We start from the raw sequence: 17,308 nt of genomic DNA on the forward strand, positions 1-17,308 counted from the left end.
CATGACCGACCGTTTCGCGCAGCCCGCCCACGAACCCCTGACGCCGCCGCCGATCGCGGCGAAGGCGTTCCTTGATGCCGAGGCCGCGGTCGAGGAGCTGCGGCGCATCTACGCCGCCTCGGTCGAGTTCCTGTGCGAGAGCTTCGACGAGGTGCTGGAAACCAGCGACACGTCGCGTCGATACCGGGCCTTCTATCCGCAGGTCGCGATCCGCACGGCGGGCCACGCCAGGGTCGATTCGCGCCTCTCCTTCGGCTTCGTGCCGGGCCCCGGCCATTACGCCACCACGATCACCCGGCCGGAGCTCTTCGGCGACTATCTCGTGCAGCAGTTCGAGCAGCTTCTGAAGAATCACGGCCAGCCGATCGAGGTCGGCCTGTCGAAGACGCCGATCCCGCTGCACTTCGCCCTCCCGGAAGGAACCTATGTCGATGGGGCGCGGGCCGAACGCCTCGACAAGCCGCTGCGCGACATCTTCGACGTGCCCGACCTCGAAGCGACCGACGACCGCATCGTCAACGGCAACTACGTGCCGATGCCCGGCGAGCCTCTGCCGCTCGCACCCTTCACGGCGCAGCGCGTGGACTATTCGCTCCTGCGCCTCACGCACTACACCGCGACGAGCCCGCAGCACTTCCAGAACTTCGTGCTCTTCACGAACTACCAGTTCTATGTCGATGAATTCTGCGCCATGGCGCGATCGCTGATGGAGGACGGCGGCCACGGCTACGAGAGCTTCGTCGAGCCGGGCAACGTGGTCACGCTGGCGGGCGCCCCCGAGCCGGAGCGCGGCTTCGCGCCCCAGCGCATGCCGCAGATGCCCGCCTACCACCTGACGCGGCCGGGCTCCAACGGCATCACCATGATCAATATCGGCGTCGGGCCGTCGAACGCCAAGACCATCACCGACCACGTCGCGGTGCTGCGACCTCACGCCTGGCTGATGCTCGGGCACTGCGCCGGCCTTCGCAACACGCAGGCGCTCGGCGACTATGTGCTCGCGCACGCCTATGTCCGCGAGGACCACGTGCTGGACGCCGACCTGCCCGCCTGGGTGCCGATCCCGCCGCTCGCCGAGGTGCAGGTCGCGTTGGAACAGGCCGTCGCCGACGTGACGGGCCTCGAGGGCTACGATCTCAAGCGCATCATGCGCACCGGCACGGTCGCCACGATCGACAACCGCAACTGGGAGCTGCGCGACCAGACCGAGCCGGTGGAGCGCCTGTCGAAGTCGCGCGCCGTCGCGCTCGACATGGAATCTGCGACGATCGCGGCCAACGGCTATCGCCTGCGCGTGCCCTACGGAACGCTTCTCTGCGTGTCCGACAAGCCGCTGCACGGCGAACTGAAGCTGCCCGGCATGGCGACCGAATTTTACAAGCGGCAGGTGGCGCAGCATCTACAGATCGGCATCCGCGCGATGCAGAGCCTTGCCGACATGCCGGTCGAGCGCCTCCATTCGCGAAAGCTGCGGTCCTTCTTCGAGTCGGCGTTCCAGTAGGCGCCGGTCGCTCGCATCATGACAAGAGCTCGGTGGCACCGCGTGGTGAACGTCCTTCTTTTCGGCGCCGCGCTGTTTCTGGTACTCGGCTTCCTCGGCAGCTTCGCGCGTCCGCTCGACACGTTCTCGCACTTCCGCGCCCATGCCGCGGTCGCGCTCCTCGCCCTCTCGATCCTCGGCCTCTTCCTCGGGCACTGGGTCGGCAGCGTGGTCGGCCTCGTCGTGGCGGGCGTCTCGCTGGCAAGCGTCGCCCCTTACGTCCTGCCGATGCGTCCCGTCTCCGAAGATGGGACGCCGGTCTACACGCTTCTGCAGATGAACCTCCTGTGGAACGCCGGCGACCGGGCGAAGGCGATCCGACGCATCGCCGAGACGCGGCCGGACATCATCACGGTGCAGGAGCTGACCGGCGACTGGCGCGAGGCGCTCGCGCCGCTTGGCGACAGCTATCCCTATCAGGCGGTATGCCTCGAGGCCGATGGCTTCCACGGCGACTCCGCGATCCTGTCGCGTCGCCCCTTCGTGGAGGGCTCGACGCCGATCTGCGACGTCGGCGATTCGCTGGCCGCCGCGCGCATCGATCTCAACGGCACGGCCGTCACCATCGCCTCGCACCACCAGCTCTGGCCTTGGCCGCGCAGCCAGTGGGGGCGCTTCGACAGCGCGCGCGATATGCTCGCCGCCCTGCCCGCGCCGCTGATTCTGGCGGGCGATTTCAACGCCGCTGGCTGGAGCGCTTTCCTCGACACCTATGCGAAGACGACGAACACGCGCGTCGTTCGCGGCATCGGCCCGACCTGGATGCTGGAGGGCATGCCGACCGAGGCTGCGCGCCTCGTCGGGCTCGGGATCGACAATCTCCTCGCCTCGCCGGCGGTGACGATCCACAGCGTGGAGCGGCCGGCGGCAACCGCCTCCGACCACCTTCCCGTGCTGGTCCGCTTCTCGGTCGCGCCCGAAGCCGACGGCGAGACGACCGCGGTCGTCGCGCGCTGACGCCGGGCGCGAACCCGCTTCACATCGTGCCGTAGACCGGCCCTTCGGCGCCCTGCGGCGGCACCCAGGTGATGTTGCCGTTCGGGTCCTTGATGTCGCACGTCTTGCAGTGGACGCAATTCTGCGCGTTGATCTGGTAGCGCGGTGCGTCCGCGCCCTCCTCGATCCACTCGTAGACGCCCGCCGGGCAGTAGCGCTGCGACAGGCCGGCATAGACGTCGTGCTCGGACGCCTTCTGCAGGTGCATGTCTTTCACCTTGAGATGGACCGGCTGGTCCTCCTCGTGGTTGGTGTTGGACAGGAAGACCGACGACGTCTTGTCGAAGGTCAGCACGCCGTCGGGCTTCGGATAGGCGATCGGCTTGTGCTTGGCGGCCGGTTCAGTCGATGCCGCGTCGGTCTTGCCGTGCTTCAGCGTGCCGAACAGCGAACGGCCGATGAGCTGGTGCGCCCACATGTCGAGGCCACCGGCGACGATGCCGAGTGCGGTGCCGTATTTCGACCAGAGCGGCTTGACGTTGCGCACGCGGAAGAGGTCGCGCCCGATCGGCGAGGCGCGCCAGCCGGCCTCGTAGGGTGCAAGCTCGTCCTGCGCACGGCCCGAGGCGATCGCATCGGCGGCCGCCTCGGCCGCCTGCATTCCGCTGGAGATCGCGTTGTGCACGCCCTTGATGCGCGGCACATTGACGAAGCCGGCCGAGCAGCCGAGGAGCGCGCCGCCCGGGAAGACGAGCTTCGGCACCGACTGGTAACCGCCCTCCGAGATCGCCCGCGCGCCGTAGGACAGGCGCTTGCCCCCCTCTAGGAGGTCGGCGATGTCCGGGTGCGTCTTGAAGCGCTGGAACTCCTCGAACGGGTTCAGATAGGGATTCGCGTAGTTCAGGTGCACGACGAAGCCGACGTAAACCTGGTTGTTCTCGAGGTGGTAGAGGAACGAGCCGCCGCCGGTCTTCATGTCGAGCGGCCAGCCGAACGAGTGCTGGATCAGGCCGGGCTTCGCCTTGGCCGGATCGATTTGCCAGAGTTCCTTGATGCCGATGCCGAACTTCGGCGCGTCTGCCTCTTTCGCCAGATCGAAGCGGGCGATCAGTTCCTTGGCGAGCGAGCCACGAACACCTTCGCCGATCAGCACGTACTTGCCGATCAGCTCCATGCCGGGCTGGTAGTTCGGCCCCGGCTCGCCCGAACGCTCGATCCCCATGTCGCCGGTCGCAACGCCCCGCACGGCCCCGGCCTCGTCGAACAGGATCTCGCTGGCGGCAAAGCCCGGATAGATCTCGACGCCGAGCGCTTCGGCCTTCTCGGCCAGCCATTTGCAGACGAGGCCGAGCGAGACGACGTAGTTGTCGTGGTTGTCCATCAGCTTCGGCAGGCCGAAATTCGGCAGGCGCACCGAGCCGTGGGGGCCGTAGACGTAGAACTTGTCGGCCGTCACGCGCTGGCGGATCGGCGTCTCTTCAGAACGCCATTCGGGCAGGAGCTTGTCGAGCGAGGACGGGTCGAGCACGCAGCCGGACAGGATATGCGCGCCGACCTCGGAGCCCTTCTCCAGGACGACGACGGACAGGTCGGGGTTGACCTGCTTCAGACGGATCGCGGCCGACAGGCCCGCCGGGCCCGCCCCCACGATCACAACGTCGAACTCCATCGACTCGCGTTCGGCGGCTGTCTCTGACACGGGCAACGTCCTCCCTCGGATCGAGTCTGGAACAGGTCCAAATGGTTGTGGCCGCTCATACAGGACTTTTCCCCGAAGCGACACGCGACATTCTTACGTAAACGTCATCGGCGCTGACGAATGCGTGCGTTTCCATCGGATCGCCGGTATGCTGCGGCATGTCTATAACCGACGCGACACCCCCCTTGGACGAATGGCGTGCCGTGCTGGCCTGGTACGAACAGGCCGGCATCTCGACCTTCGTCGGCGAGGCGCCGCGCGACCGCTTCGCGGAGACCGAGGCGGAGGCCGCGCGGCGGCGGAGCCCCGCGGCGGAGGCAAAACCGAAGCCGGCGCAGCCCCCCGCCTCGGCGACACGTCCTGCGGTCACCGCCCGCCCCGCTCCGATCGCGCCCGACGCCGATGCGAGTTCGGTGGCGGATGCGCGCGATCAGGCAGGACAGGCCCAGACGCTCGCCGAACTGCGCGAGATGCTGGCGGCCTTCACCGGCTGCGGACTTCGTCAGACAGCCAAGAACTTAGTCTTCGGCAACGGCGCCGAAGATGCGGACGTCATGTTCGTCGGCGAGGCGCCGGGGCGCGACGAGGATCTCGCGGGCGAGCCGTTTGTCGGCAAGTCGGGCCAGCTTCTCAACCGAATGCTCGCGACGATCGGAATCGAACGGGACGCGGTACGGGTCACCAATACGGTCCCCTGGCGCCCGCCTGGCAACCGCGCTCCGACACCCGCGGAGACAGAGGCCTGCCTGCCGTTCACGCTGCGCCATATCGAACTCGTGCGACCGCGGGTCGTTGTGTCGGTCGGCTCGTCGTCCGTCCGCGCATTGCTTCGCACCGACGAAGGGATCACCCGGCTGCGCGGACGCTGGCTAAGCTTGACGACCCCCGGCGGGTTGGAACTGCCGGTCCTGCCGATCCTCCATCCGGCCTTCCTCCTGCGCCAGCCGATGCAGAAGCGTCTGGCATGGCGCGACCTGCAGACGTTGCGCGAGAGGCTGGTGGAGGCTTCAACGGTCGATCCAAATAATATGTGACGCTTATCTTTTTTCGTGAAACCCGGGCGTGTGCCGTGCGTTTAGGAGGCGAACCACCGGTGAAGCCGGTTGCCGAAGGGAGCAACCGGCGCCAGTCAACGATGAGGAGTTTCGATCATGAAGACCACAGCCATGATCGCGGCCGCCCTGATCGCCACCACGGGCTTTGCAGGCTCGGCGATGGCCCAGCAGACCAAGCATGTCATGACGGGTCAGGAGAAGGCCGTTCGTTACCAGCACGACCGGCAGGAGAAGATGTGGGACCAGCAGCGCAAGCAGGGCGTACGCTCCGCTGACAGCGCGACCTTTGGCGCCCCGAACCGGCAGAGCTATGGCCGGTCGGCAACCCAGCAGCCGGAGAATGCGGAGCCGTCCAGCTTCGGCATTCCGGGGTCGGGGTCCGCTTTCTACAACTATCACAAGGACAGCAAGAACTGGTACTTCGGGTACTGACGTTCGGTTGCCTTGAACGCAAAGGGGGCGCGGATCATTCAGGGGTCCACGCCCCTTCTTCATGTCTGCGGCGGCGATGCGCTGCGCGCGCGGCGGCGCTCGAGGCCGAGCCTGTGCTCACGAAGGATAATGAAGACGCCTGCCGACACGACGATCGTCGCACCGATCAGCGTCGTCGGGCTGGCGACCTCATCGAACAGCGTCGCCCCGATGACGACCGCCATCAGCATGGACGTGTACTCGAACGGCGCGATGGTGGACGCTTCGGCATAGCGGTAGCAGGCCGTCAGCAGGAGCTGACCGACGCCGCCGAAGATGCCTGCCAGAACGAGGAGCGTCGCCTGCCACGGGGTCGGCCAAACCCAGCCGAACGGAAGGCTCGCCAGCGCGATGACGCTCGAGCACAGCGAGAAATAGACCACGATCGTCGTCGTCGGCTCGGTGCGCACCAGACGACGGACCTGGATCATCGCGACCGCCGCGAAGGCCGCCCCCGCGAGCGAGGCCAGCATGCCGAGCCGCTCCTCGTTCGACAGGGTGCCGGGGTCGAGCGAGAGGTTCGGGGCGATCACCACCACGATCCCGCACAGGCCGACGAGAACCGCGGTCCAGCGGAAGCGCCCCACCTGCTCGCGCAGGATGATCGCTGCAAAGACGACGGTCAGGAGCGGCGAGGCGTAGGAGATCGTGATCCACTCCGGATACGGCAGTCGGCCGATCGCGTAGAAGCCGAGCGCCATGGACGTCACTCCGATCGCGCCGCGCAGGAAATGCCCGCCGATGTCGCGCGTGTGGAAGGCCGTCCGCAGGGTGCCGAGCCAGCAGAGATAGGCGAGAACCGGCACCATCGCGAAGAAGGAGCGGAAGAAGACGAGTTGCCCGGCTGGAATGTCGGTACCGAGCGCCTTCAGCGAGGTCTGCATCCCCACGAAGACGGTGACCGAGACCACCTTCAGGCCGATGCCCACCATGGGCTTGAGAGCGGGCGCGTGGTGGATCGGGGCATTCATGGCGGCTGTTCGGCTCTAGCTGGAGCGGGCGCGGCCTTCGGCGCCACAGGCGGGGCGGGCGCCGCCATTCCCTTCGCGCAGGATGGCAGCGGGGCACTCTTAGGACGGCGGCCTTCCGCGGTCGAGGGCGGAAACCTCAGCCGCGCCTCACCTTTCGCGACGAAGGGCACCGGGGCGTGAACGCGGTTTCCCGTTGGCAAGCGCCGGCATGGCGACTATCCCCGTCGGATCGAGATGGGAAAGGCCCGAGCCATGCAGCGCACCGACGACGGACAGGTGATCCGCCTTTCGGACTATCGTCCGCCCGCGTTCCGCATCCGCCACGTCGACATGCGTTTCTCGCTGAACGATGGTCACACCGATGTCGAGACGGTGATGGAGATGGAGCGGGCTCCGGACACGGACGCCGCCGAGCCGCTGGTGCTCGACGGCGACGCGCTGACGCTCATCGCCCTCGATTGCAACGGGGTGGCGATCGGGGCCGAGCGCTTCGAGGCGACGCCGGACCGGCTGACGATCCGCGACCTGCCGCCTTCCGGACCCTTCACCCTTAGGATCGCGACGCGGCTGACGCCGGAGACCAACACGGAGCTGATGGGGCTCTACCGCTCGAACGGCGTGTGGTGCACCCAGTGCGAGGCGGAAGGTTTCCGCCGCATCACCTATTTCCTCGACCGGCCCGACGTTCTCGCCACCTACCGCGTGCGCATCGAAGCGGATCGCGAGGCAGCACCGATCCTCCTGTCGAACGGCAATCCCGGCGAACATGGCGATCTCGATGGCGGCCGGCACTATGCCGTGTGGGACGACCCGCATCCCAAGCCCTCCTACCTCTTCGCCCTCGTCGCGGGTCGGCTCGACGTCCTGACCGATACGTTCGAAACGCAGAGCGGGCGCGACGTCGATCTGGCGATCTACACGGAGCCCGGCCTCGCCGACCGCGCCGCTTATGCGATGGACGCGCTGAAACGTTCGATGGTCTGGGACGAGCGGCGCTTCGGCCGGGAATACGATCTCGACGTCTTCAACATCGTGGCAATCTCCGACTTCAACATGGGGGCGATGGAGAACAAGGGTCTCAACGTCTTCAACCACAAGTATGTGCTTCTGGCGCCGGACACGGCGACGGACGGCGACTATGCGGGCGTCGAGACCGTGATCGCCCATGAGTACTTTCACAACTGGACCGGCAACCGCATCACCTGCCGCGACTGGTTCCAGCTCTGCCTGAAGGAAGGGCTCACCGTCTATCGCGATCAGGAGTTCAGCGCCGACGAGCGCTCGCGCACCGTCAAGCGCATCGGCTCGGTGCATGGACTGAAGGCACAGCAGTTCCCGGAGGACCAAGGTCCGCTCCAGCACCCCGTCCGGCCGCGCCAGTATCGCGAGATCAACAACTTCTATACGGCGACGGTCTACGAGAAGGGCTCGGAACTCGTCCGGATGCTGGCGACGATCCTCGGTGAGGCGGGCTTTCGCGCCGGGATGGACCTGTACTTCGCCCGCCACGACGGCGACGCCGCGACGATCGAGGACTTTCTCACCTGCTTCGCGGAGGCGACCGGCACCGATCTCTCGCAGTTCGCGCTCTGGTACGATCAGGCCGGCACGCCGGAGCTTTACGTCACCGAGCATTTCGAGGCGGGACGGCTGACCCTGTCGCTGCGCCAGAGCCTGGCGCGCGGCGCTGCCGGCACGGGCATCGAGCCGATGCACATTCCGGTTCGCTTCGGACTGGTCGGGCCCGACGGCACGGATCTCGCGGCCGAACCGACGGCGGGGACGGCCGAGGTCGAGGGCGACGTGATCCATCTCGTCACCGCGGAAGCCGAGGTCGTGTTCTCCGAACTTGCCGAGCGTCCGCGCGTGTCGATCCTGCGCGACTTCTCCGCGCCGGTCACGCTGCGCCACGAACAGGCCTACGAGGACCGTCTTGTCCTCGCCCGCCTCGACCCCAACGGCTTCGGACGCTGGCGCGCGCTGACCGATCTCGTTGGCGAGGCCCTGCGGGCGGCCTCGATGGCGGGGGCGGGCCGCCCGGCACTCGATCCGCGCCTGATCGAAGCCGTCGTCGCGTGCGCCGCCGAGGAGCGGCTCGAGCCGGCGCTGCGGGCGCTGATGATCGCGCTTCCCGGCGAGGCGGAGATCGCACGGCTGGTCGGCTCGAACGTCGACCCGGAAGCGATCCATCAGGCGCGCGAGGGGGCGATCGGCGCGGTTGCGACCGCCGGCGCCGAGACCTTCCGCCGGGTGCGCGACGGGCTGGAGCGTTCGAGCGGGAACTTCAGCCCCGACGCGGCGAGCGCCGGACGCCGCGCCCTGTCGAACGCGCTTCTGATGTACCTCAGCGCGGCCGACGGCACGCCGGCCCTCGCCGCCGAGGCGTTCCGCGCGGCTGACAACATGACGGATCGGATGGCGGCCGCCACCATCCTCGCCCACCGCTTCGCCGAGACGCCGGAGGCGAGCGAGGCGCTCGATCGCTTCTACGCCGACTACGCGCACGACCCGCTTGTCCTCGACAAGTGGTTCACGCTCCGCGCGACGGTGCCGTCCGATGCGACGCTCGACACAGTCCGGGACCTCGCCGCCCATCCGAAGTTCTCCATGGCCAATCCCAACCGCGCGCGGGCCCTGATCGGCGGGTTCGCGACCGGCAATCCGCGCGTTTTCCATCAGAAGGACGGCGCCGGCTACCGCTGGACGGCGGAGCGGCTCGGCGAGCTCGACCGGCTCAACCCGCAGACCGCCGCGCGGCTGGCCACCGCCTTCCGGTCCTGGCGCTCCTTCGAGCCCGTCCGGCAGGAGCAGGCGCGCGCGGCGCTGTCGGCCCTGGCGAGCCGGCCCGAGCTGTCGCGGGACCTTCGCGACATCCTCGACCGCACGCTCTCGTGACGAGGGGATGAAAAGTTTCGCGGAAATGGTTTGTTAACCACAGTCTGCGAAAGCTGCGGATAACCCCTGTTGATCCCGTGCAACAATCAGAAATCGGGATTGCATCCGCTCCCCTCGCTCGCTCCGCGGTTCTGGACAAGCGAGTCCCCGTCTGATTCATTAACGCTCGGATTCGGGCTTGCGGCGCCCGGGTCGCATGCGGCGACGAGGGATGGGATTGATGGGTTCGGACGCGACAAGCGCTCCGGCACGGGATGACTCATCCCTTGCCACGGAGAGATTGACGACCCTCCTGCAGCGCATCCGGCGCCGCATTCCCCAGCCGGGGCTGGATCGGATCGCCGAACTCGAACCCATCCTGCGACGGGCCATCCCGGTCTTCGTCATCGGCTTCCTCATGGTGATCGCCGTCGTGCTTCTGGCGGCGCTGATCGAGGAGCGAGACGCCATGGAAGAGCGCGCCAGCGAGGATCTTCGCATCACCGCCAGCCTTCTGCGGGCCGAGGACGCGGCGCTGGATTCGCGCACCGACGACGCGGCGACCCGCGCGCAGATCCTCGTCAACAGCGCCCTGCCCGTATCCTCGAAGGCCAAGGGCCTCATCGCGATGATCGCCGACAAGGACGGCCGTGTCGTCGCCACGACGCCCGGCCACGAAGGCAAACTCGGCGCCGACATCGGCTCGCTGGTTGACGGCGGCCAGCCGCTTCTCGTATTCGGCGAGCGCGCGGGCGTCATGGAGGTGACGTGGGGCGGCGAGGACGCGATGGCGTCGGCTGCGCTTCTGTCCGGGCCGCTCGGCAGCGTCGTCCTCATCCGCGAGGAGGCGCATATCTTCGCCGACTGGCGCAAATCCGTCTCCCTCAACGTGACGCTGTTCTGCGTGACAGCCCTGGTGCTTCTCGCCATCCTCGTCGCCTACTTCCGCCAGGCGACCCATGCGGTGGCGGCCGACCGCCTGCTCGGCGAGCAGCATCACCGGGTCGAAACCGCCCTATCCCGCGGCCGCTGCGGCCTGTGGGACTGGGACCTGTCGCGTGGGCGCATGTTCTGGTCGCGCTCGATGTACGAGATGCTCGGCCTGCCGCCGCGCGACGGGGTCCTATCCTTCGCGGAGGTCTCGAACCTCCTGCATCCCGACGACGGCTCCTTCTTCGAGTTCGCTCGCCAGATCGCCTCGGGCAGCGTCGGCAACATCGAGCGCTCGTTCCGGATGCGCCATGTCGACGGACAGTATCTTTGGCTGCGCGCCCGCGCCGAGATCGTCCGCAACCCCGACAACGACATCCACCTGATCGGCGTCGCGGTCGACATCAGCGAGAACCACATCCTCGCCCGCATGACGGACGAGGCGAACCTCCGCCTCCAGAACGCGGTCGAGAACATCTCCGAGACCTTCGTCCTGTGGGATGCCGACCACCGGCTTGTCCTCTGCAACACCAAGTACCAGGAGGTCTTCGGCCTGACGGACCAGGACGTGCGCCCGGGCACCCCGTTCGAGGCGGTGCGCGCCAAGGCCCGCCGCCCGATCGAGGAGCGCAAGCTGACCAGCCCGAGCTTCGTCTACGGCGAGCGCGCGACCGAGACGCTGCTGGCGGACGGGCGCTGGCTGCAGGTGTCCGAGCGCGTCACCGGCGACGGCAGCCACGTGTCGATCGGCACCGACGTGACGCAGCTGAAGGTCCATCAGGAGCGCCTGTCGGACTCCGAGCGCCGCCTGATGGCGACGATCAACGACCTGTCCACAGCCCGCCGCGACGCCGAGGCCAAGGCGCGACAGCTTGCCGAGCTCAACCGCAACTACATGATCGAGAAGGAGCGCGCCGAGAGCGCGAACCAGGCGAAGACGACGTTCCTCGCCAACATGAGCCACGAACTGCGTACGCCGCTCAACGCCATCATCGGCTTCTCGGAGATCATGCGCGAGGAGAGCTTCGGCCCGATCGGCAACGGCAAGTATACCGAATACGCCTCTGACATCCACCAGAGTGGCCACTACCTCCTGAAGCTGATCAACGACATCCTCGACATGTCGAAGATCGAGGCGGGCCGGCTGGCTCTCGCCAACGAGGCGATCGACCTGCCGGCGATCCTCGCCGAGGCGGTGCGGATCGTCGGGGTGCCCGCCAATGCCAAGGCGCTCACGATCGGCGTCGAGATGCCGGACGTCCTGCCGCTGAGCGGCGACCGCCGAGCGACGAAGCAGATCCTCCTCAACCTCCTCGCCAACGCGGTGAAGTTCACCGCGCCCGGCGGCGACGTGCGCGTGCGCACCCGACTGCGCGGCGCCCACGCCGTCATCACCATCGTCGACAACGGCATCGGCATTCCGCGCGAGTCGCTCAAAAGCCTCGGCAAGCCGTTCGAGCAGGTCGAGAACGAGTTGACGCGCACCCACAAGGGCACCGGCCTTGGCCTTGCCATCGCGCGCTCGCTGATCGAACTGCAGGGCGGCACGATGTCGATCACCTCCCGCCCCGGGCGCGGGACCGCCGTCAGCTTCCGCCTGCCCTGCCCCGACTGCGCGAGCGCTTCGGCCGAGCAGGCGGCGCTTCTCTCCCGCGCCGCCTGAGGCTCTTCAGGCGCCGAGATCGCCCCGGTAGGGGATCGTCCGAGAAAAGACCTCCCGCACTTCGGCCGCTCGCCTTGCGATCTCGGGCTCGATGCCGGTGCGGTCGGCAAGATCGAGCGCGGTGGCGATCCGGTCGGCCAGCGGTCCCGGCAGGTCCGTCATCCGCAGCGCCTTGTCGCCGCCGAGGCGCAGGATCTGCATGATCCGTGTCATCTCCAGCATGATGCCCGGCAGATCGTCGAAACCGGTCTCGTCGTCGGGCGCCGCAGTTCGGAACGCCGCGAGGACGCTCGCCGTCGGCGCCCCCACGAGATCGAGCGACACCCGGCCCGTCAGGATGCCCCACTGGGCGAGGAACTCGAGATCGGTGAGACCTCCGGGAATGCGCTTGAGGTCGAGCGCCCCGCGCGGCGGCTTCTGGACGTCGAGGCGCGCGCGCATGTCGGCGACGTCGTCCGTCAGAAGCGGATCGCCGCGGTGGGCGACGATCGCCTCGCGGACCGCCTCGCCGATCTCGGCACAGAGTTCGGCATCGCCCGCAATCGGGCGCGAGCGCGTGAGCGCCATGCGCTCCCATGTCCAGGCTTCGGCCTGATACTTGCGAAACGCCTCGATCGGCGTTGCGAGCGGTCCCTTGTTGCCGGATGGGCGGAGACGGAAGTCCACCTCGTAGAGAACGCCCTCGGCGGTCGGCGAGGTCAGGGCCGAGATCAGTCGCTGCGTCAGGCGGGCATAGTAGGTCGAAAAGGGAAGCGGGCGCGCACCGTCCGACATCTCCGCCGCCGGATCGTGGTCGTAGAGCAGCATCAGGTCGATGTCGGAATTGGCGGTCAGTTCGCGTGAGCCGAGGCGACCGAGACCCATGACGGCGATGCGCCCGCCGGCGATGCGCCCGTGTGCGCGGATGAACTCGTCCGCAACCGCCGTCAGCACCTCGCCCAGCACGGCCTCCGCCAGATCGGAAAAGGCCGTGCCCGCAACCTCGCCCTCCAGCACACCGGACAGGAGCCGGACACCGACGAGGAAGCGCTGCTCGGCGGCGAAGATGCGCAGACGGTCGAGCCGTTCCTCGAAGAAGCGTGCGTCCCCGAGGAAGGCCGACAGCCGCTCGCGGATCAGTTCGCGCGTCGGAAGTTCGCGGAAGAAGGCGGGATCGAGAAGGGCGTCGAAGACGTGCGGCCGGCGTGCGATCGTATCGGCAAGCCGGGGCGATGAGGTGATGATTTCGGCGAGGAGTTCGAGAAGCTTCGGGTTCGACGCGATCAGCGCGAAGAACTGCAACCCGGACGGCAGGCCCTCCAGGAACCGGTCGAAAGCGGCCAGCGCCGTGTCGGGATCGCTGCCGCCCGAGAAGGCCCGGAGCAGTGACGGCAGGACGGCGACGAACTGCTCGCGCGCCGCCTCCGAGCGCATCGCCCGGTAACGGGCCGAGCCCCAGCGGTGGACGATCCGCCCGATATCGGCCGGGCGGTTGTAGCCGAGATCGCTCAGGCGCTTGAGGGCCGCGGCGTCCGCGCCATCCTCCAGAAGGCCGTCGAGCACGCCTTCGTCGGCGCGCGTGGCTCGTCCCTCGGAGAAGAGCGCCGCAAACCTCGCCTGGACCCGTTCCAGACGGTCACGGAGCGCGGCCTCGAAGGCGTCGAGTTTGCCGAAGTTGCAGAGGCGCGCGATGCGCAGGAGATCGTCCGGTGCGGTCGGCAGCGTGTGGCTCTGCTCGTCCGCCACCATCTGGATCGCGTGCTCGACGCGGCGCAGGAACCAGTAGGCTCCGGTCAGCTCCGTCGAGATCGCGGGCGCCACCCAGCCCTTCGCCGCAAGCCGCGCCAGCGCCTCGTCGGTGCGGCGCGTTCGAAGCGCGGGCAGCCGTCCGCCCGCGATCAGTTGCTGCGCCTGCGCGAAGAACTCGACCTCGCGGATGCCGCCCTGCCCGAGCTTGACGTTGTGACCCGCCGTCGCCACGCCCTCGAAGCCGCGGTGCCGGTCGATCTTGGCCTTCATCGCCTGAATGTCGGCGATGGCGACGAAGTCGAGGTAGCGGCGCCAGACGAAGGGGGCGATCTCGCGCAGGAAGGCCTCGCCCACCGCTGGATCGCCGGCCACCGGGCGGGCCTTGATCATCGCCGCCCGTTCCCAGTCGCGCCCAGCGCCTTCGTAATAGATGAGGGCGGAGGGAATCGGAATGGCCAGCGGCATCGCGGACGGATCGGGCCGCAGGCGCAGGTCGGTGCGGAACACGTAGCCGTCGCGGGTGCGCTCGCCGATCATCCGCACGAGCCTGCGACCAAGGCGCGAGAACATCTCGACGCTTTCCGTCGGGTCGCGGATCGCAGGCGCTTCAGGTTCGAAGAATAGGATAATGTCGATGTCGCTGGAATAGTTCAGCTCGCGCCCCCCGAGCTTGCCCATGCCGAGGATCGTCAGTCCGCAGCCGGTCTCGGGATGCGCCGGATCGGGAAGGTCGAGCTGCCCGCGGCGGTGAAGATCGGCGAGAGCAAAGCGAAGCGCGCGCCGAATCGCCGCCTCCGCGAGGTCCGAGAGATCGGCGGTGGTCGTTTCCGGGCCGGCGGCGCCGAAGAGGTCACGCAGCGCGATCAGCAGCGAGGCTTCCGCCTTGGCCTCGCGAAGGCGCGTCATCTCGGCAGCTTCCGTGGCGCCATCGGGAACGTGGTGACCCAGTGCCTCGATGATGGCGCGGACGCGGTCGCCGGCCTCGATGTCGAACAGCTGGTCGATCCAGTCGGGGCGGCGCTCGGCGATCGAGGCGAGATGCGGTGAGAGCGATAGCGCGGCGACGAGCCGGTCGCGGTCGCCCACGCCGTCGACGTCCAACCATGCGGCCAGCCGGTCGAGGTCGGCGGCACGCGCGCTGGACGCCAGATCATCGCGGCGGCGAGCAGCTTCCGCGTCGCTCAGCGCATGAAGGTCGGCCGTCCCCCCGATCCGCAACTTAAGGCCCGCGAAGTCCGTCATGCGCCGGAACCACCCTTTCCATCGGTATCTCCAGCGTGACTTTGAGGCCGGGCTCCGCGTCGTCAAGCGCCAGCGTTCCGCCATGAATTGAGGCGATCGCCTGAACCAGCGACAGACCGAGGCCCGAACCCGGCTTGGTGCGGCTCTCGTCCAGCCGGTAGAAGCGCTCGAGCACGCGATCGCGCTTGTCGGCCGGTATGCCGTGACCGTTGTCCGCCACCGAAACGAGGCATGCGTCGCCGCGTCGGGCCACCGCGACGCGAATTTCCAGTGGCCGGTCGGACAGTCCGTATTTCAACGCGTTGTCGAGGAGGTTGGAGACCGCCTGCGAGATCAGCTCGCGGCTGACCGGTGCGACGACCGGCTCCGGGGCGTCGACGAGGAGCCGTCCGCCAGCGTCCTCCGCCAATGGTTCGTAGAGTTCGGCGACATCGGCGACGATCGACGAAAGGTCGTGCTCGCTCTTGAGAGCGGGATGCGACCCTGCCTCCACGCGGCTGATCATCAGGAGGGCGTCGAACGTGCGGATCATCCCGTCCGCTTCGGCCAGCACCGCCTCCATCGCCTGTCGGCCGCTGCGCTCGGGCGTCTCGTCGCCAAGTGCCGCCTCGACCCGATTGCGAAGGCGCGTCAGCGGCGTCTTCAGGTCGTGGGCGATGTTGTCGGAGACCTGCCGCAACCCTTCCTGCAGGAGGGCGATCCGCGCGAGAAGCACGTTGAGCTTTTCCGACAAGCGGTCGAACTCGTCCCCGGTCCCGGTGACGGGAAGCCGCTCCGTCAGGTCGCCCGCCATGATCCGCGCGGTGGCCGCCGACATGCGGTCCAGCCGATGGAGCGCAGTGCGCCCGACAAGGAACCAGGCAAGCAGCGCGCCGAAACTCATCAGGAGAAGCGCAAGGATCAGGGCATTGCGCACGACCAGCCGGATCCGCTCCTGATCGGTCTGGTCGCGGCCGACGAGGAGCCGCATCCCGTTCGGCAGTTGCACGACCTCGGCGACCGCCATGTGGTAGCGGTCCTTCTCCGACTCGGTGAAGCGCGCGTAGCGGAACGGCGTCGTCTTGAACCCCGCGTCGTCGAGAACGCCGGCTTCCAGGCTCTGAACGTTGCCGGCGAGGATCAGGCCGGTGCCGTCGGTGACGAGATAGAGGGGCGCACCCGGCTGGCGGGCGCGTCGGTCGATCGCGCGCACGATCCCCGAGATGCCGGTGTTCTGGTAGATCCGGTCGAGCGTCTCGATCTCGTCCGCGATCGCCTCCTGGCTTTGCGTCTGAAGGATCGAGGACGCGGTCTCCGTCACGTAGACGAGAAGGATCGCCGCAAACAGCGCGAAGAGGGCGAGATAGACGGCCGACAGACGGACGGCCGTGACGCGCATCAGCTCGCGGATGCGCAGGATGGTCGGTCTGCGCAAGGGGCGTCAGTCCCCGGCGCGGATGATGTATCCGGACCCGCGAACCGTATGTAGGAGCGGCTCGCCGAATTCGCGTTCGATCTTGGAGCGCAGCCGCGAGATGTGGACGTCGATGACGTTGGTCTGGGGGTCGAAGTGGTAGTCCCAGACGTTCTCGAGCAGCATGGTCCGCGTCACCACCTGGCCCGCATGCTTCATTAGGTACTCGAGAAGCCGGAACTCGCGCGGCTGCAGCGTGATCGGCTTTCCGCCGCGACGAACCTCGTGCGACAGGCGGTCGAGTTCGAGATCGCCCACGCGATAGACCGTCTCGACGTCCTTGGCGCCGCGGCGCCGGCCGAGAATCTCGATCCGGGCGAGGAGTTCGGAAAAGGCATAGGGCTTGGGCAGGTAGTCGTCGCCGCCGGCCCGCAGGCCCGTGACCCGGTCGTCGACCTGCCCCATCGCCGACAGGATCAGGATCGGGGTCTCGTTGCCCTTCTCGCGCAGGCTGGAGACGACGGACAGGCCGTCGCGGTGCGGCAGCATCCTGTCGACCACGAGAACGTCGTAGGCCTGCGTCAGGGCCATGTGCAGGCCGGTTTCCCCATCCGCCGCGTGGTCGGGGACATGTCCCGACTCCTTCAGCGCCTTGATCAGGTAGGAGGCGGCCTCCCGGTCGTCTTCGATGATGAGGATGCGCATGTGATCCGATCTAGGGGACGGCGCGGACATCGTCATCGTCATTATCCTTCAAGACTTCGAGCGGAAAGGGGGCGGCATCCGCCGCCCCCCGTTTGTTTCCG

General features: G+C 67.8%; 11 protein-coding genes. 6 read left to right on the forward strand and 5 right to left on the reverse strand.

All coding sequences use genetic code 11. The features are described 5' to 3' along the window. The first annotated feature begins 1 nt into the window (after nt 1). A complete protein-coding gene (locus BM175_RS01115) occupies nt 2-1,501 on the forward strand; it encodes an AMP nucleosidase (protein ID WP_090958179.1) in 1,500 nt (499 codons plus the stop codon). Between the two features lie 45 nt (nt 1,502-1,546). Continuing rightward, entirely contained in the window at nt 1,547-2,497 is a 951-nt protein-coding gene (locus tag BM175_RS01120) for an endonuclease/exonuclease/phosphatase family protein (RefSeq protein ID WP_175526719.1), read from the forward strand. A 19-nt stretch (nt 2,498-2,516) separates the two neighbouring features. Here BM175_RS01120 and BM175_RS01125 read toward each other — a convergent pair whose 3' ends face one another. After that, nucleotides 2,517-4,145: an electron transfer flavoprotein-ubiquinone oxidoreductase gene (locus BM175_RS01125; protein WP_210283968.1), complete on the reverse strand. Its 1,629-nt coding sequence runs from the start codon at nt 4,143-4,145 to the stop codon at nt 2,517-2,519. 194 nt (nt 4,146-4,339) lie between these two features. Here BM175_RS01125 and BM175_RS01130 point away from each other — a divergent pair, with 194 nt between their 5' ends. Then, on the forward strand, nt 4,340-5,209 hold the full coding sequence (locus tag BM175_RS01130) for a uracil-DNA glycosylase (RefSeq protein WP_425285253.1): 870 nt from the start codon (nt 4,340-4,342) through the stop codon (nt 5,207-5,209). A gap of 117 nt (nt 5,210-5,326) precedes the next feature. Then, a complete protein-coding gene (locus BM175_RS01135) occupies nt 5,327-5,662 on the forward strand; it encodes a hypothetical protein (RefSeq protein ID WP_090958187.1) in 336 nt (111 codons plus the stop codon). 59 nt (nt 5,663-5,721) lie between these two features. Here the strand turns inward: BM175_RS01135 and BM175_RS01140 are convergent, their stop codons facing one another. After that, entirely contained in the window at nt 5,722-6,672 is a 951-nt protein-coding gene (locus BM175_RS01140; RefSeq protein WP_244545817.1) for a DMT family transporter, read from the reverse strand. 252 nt (nt 6,673-6,924) lie between these two features. On the opposite strand from BM175_RS01140, the gene pepN reads away from it, so the two are divergent. Both pepN and BM175_RS01150 read left to right on the forward strand, forming a co-directional pair. After that, nucleotides 6,925-9,567: an aminopeptidase N gene (gene pepN / locus BM175_RS01145; protein WP_090958189.1), complete on the forward strand. Its 2,643-nt coding sequence runs from the start codon at nt 6,925-6,927 to the stop codon at nt 9,565-9,567. A gap of 280 nt (nt 9,568-9,847) precedes the next feature. Then, on the forward strand, nt 9,848-12,139 hold the full coding sequence (locus tag BM175_RS01150; protein WP_244545818.1) for a PAS domain-containing sensor histidine kinase: 2,292 nt from the start codon (nt 9,848-9,850) through the stop codon (nt 12,137-12,139). 6 nt (nt 12,140-12,145) lie between these two features. Here BM175_RS01150 and BM175_RS01155 read toward each other — a convergent pair whose 3' ends face one another. Genes BM175_RS01155 through BM175_RS01165 form a run of 3 tightly spaced genes read right to left on the reverse strand, consistent with a single transcriptional unit; the run spans nt 12,146 to nt 17,243 of the window. Next, nucleotides 12,146-15,109: a bifunctional [glutamine synthetase] adenylyltransferase/[glutamine synthetase]-adenylyl-L-tyrosine phosphorylase gene (locus BM175_RS01155; RefSeq protein ID WP_090958193.1), complete on the reverse strand. Its 2,964-nt coding sequence runs from the start codon at nt 15,107-15,109 to the stop codon at nt 12,146-12,148. Next, nucleotides 15,087-16,487, reverse strand: coding sequence for a sensor histidine kinase (locus tag BM175_RS01160; protein WP_090959064.1), 1,401 nt, complete (start codon nt 16,485-16,487; stop codon nt 15,087-15,089). The genes BM175_RS01155 and BM175_RS01160 overlap by 23 nt, the downstream gene beginning before the upstream one ends. A gap of 42 nt (nt 16,488-16,529) precedes the next feature. Next, nucleotides 16,530-17,243, reverse strand: coding sequence for a response regulator transcription factor (locus tag BM175_RS01165; protein WP_425285251.1), 714 nt, complete (start codon nt 17,241-17,243; stop codon nt 16,530-16,532). Between the last annotated feature and the right edge of the window lie 65 nt (nt 17,244-17,308).

The organism is Aureimonas phyllosphaerae (genome assembly GCF_900113065.1).
Lineage (GTDB): Bacteria > Pseudomonadota > Alphaproteobacteria > Rhizobiales > Rhizobiaceae > Aureimonas > Aureimonas phyllosphaerae.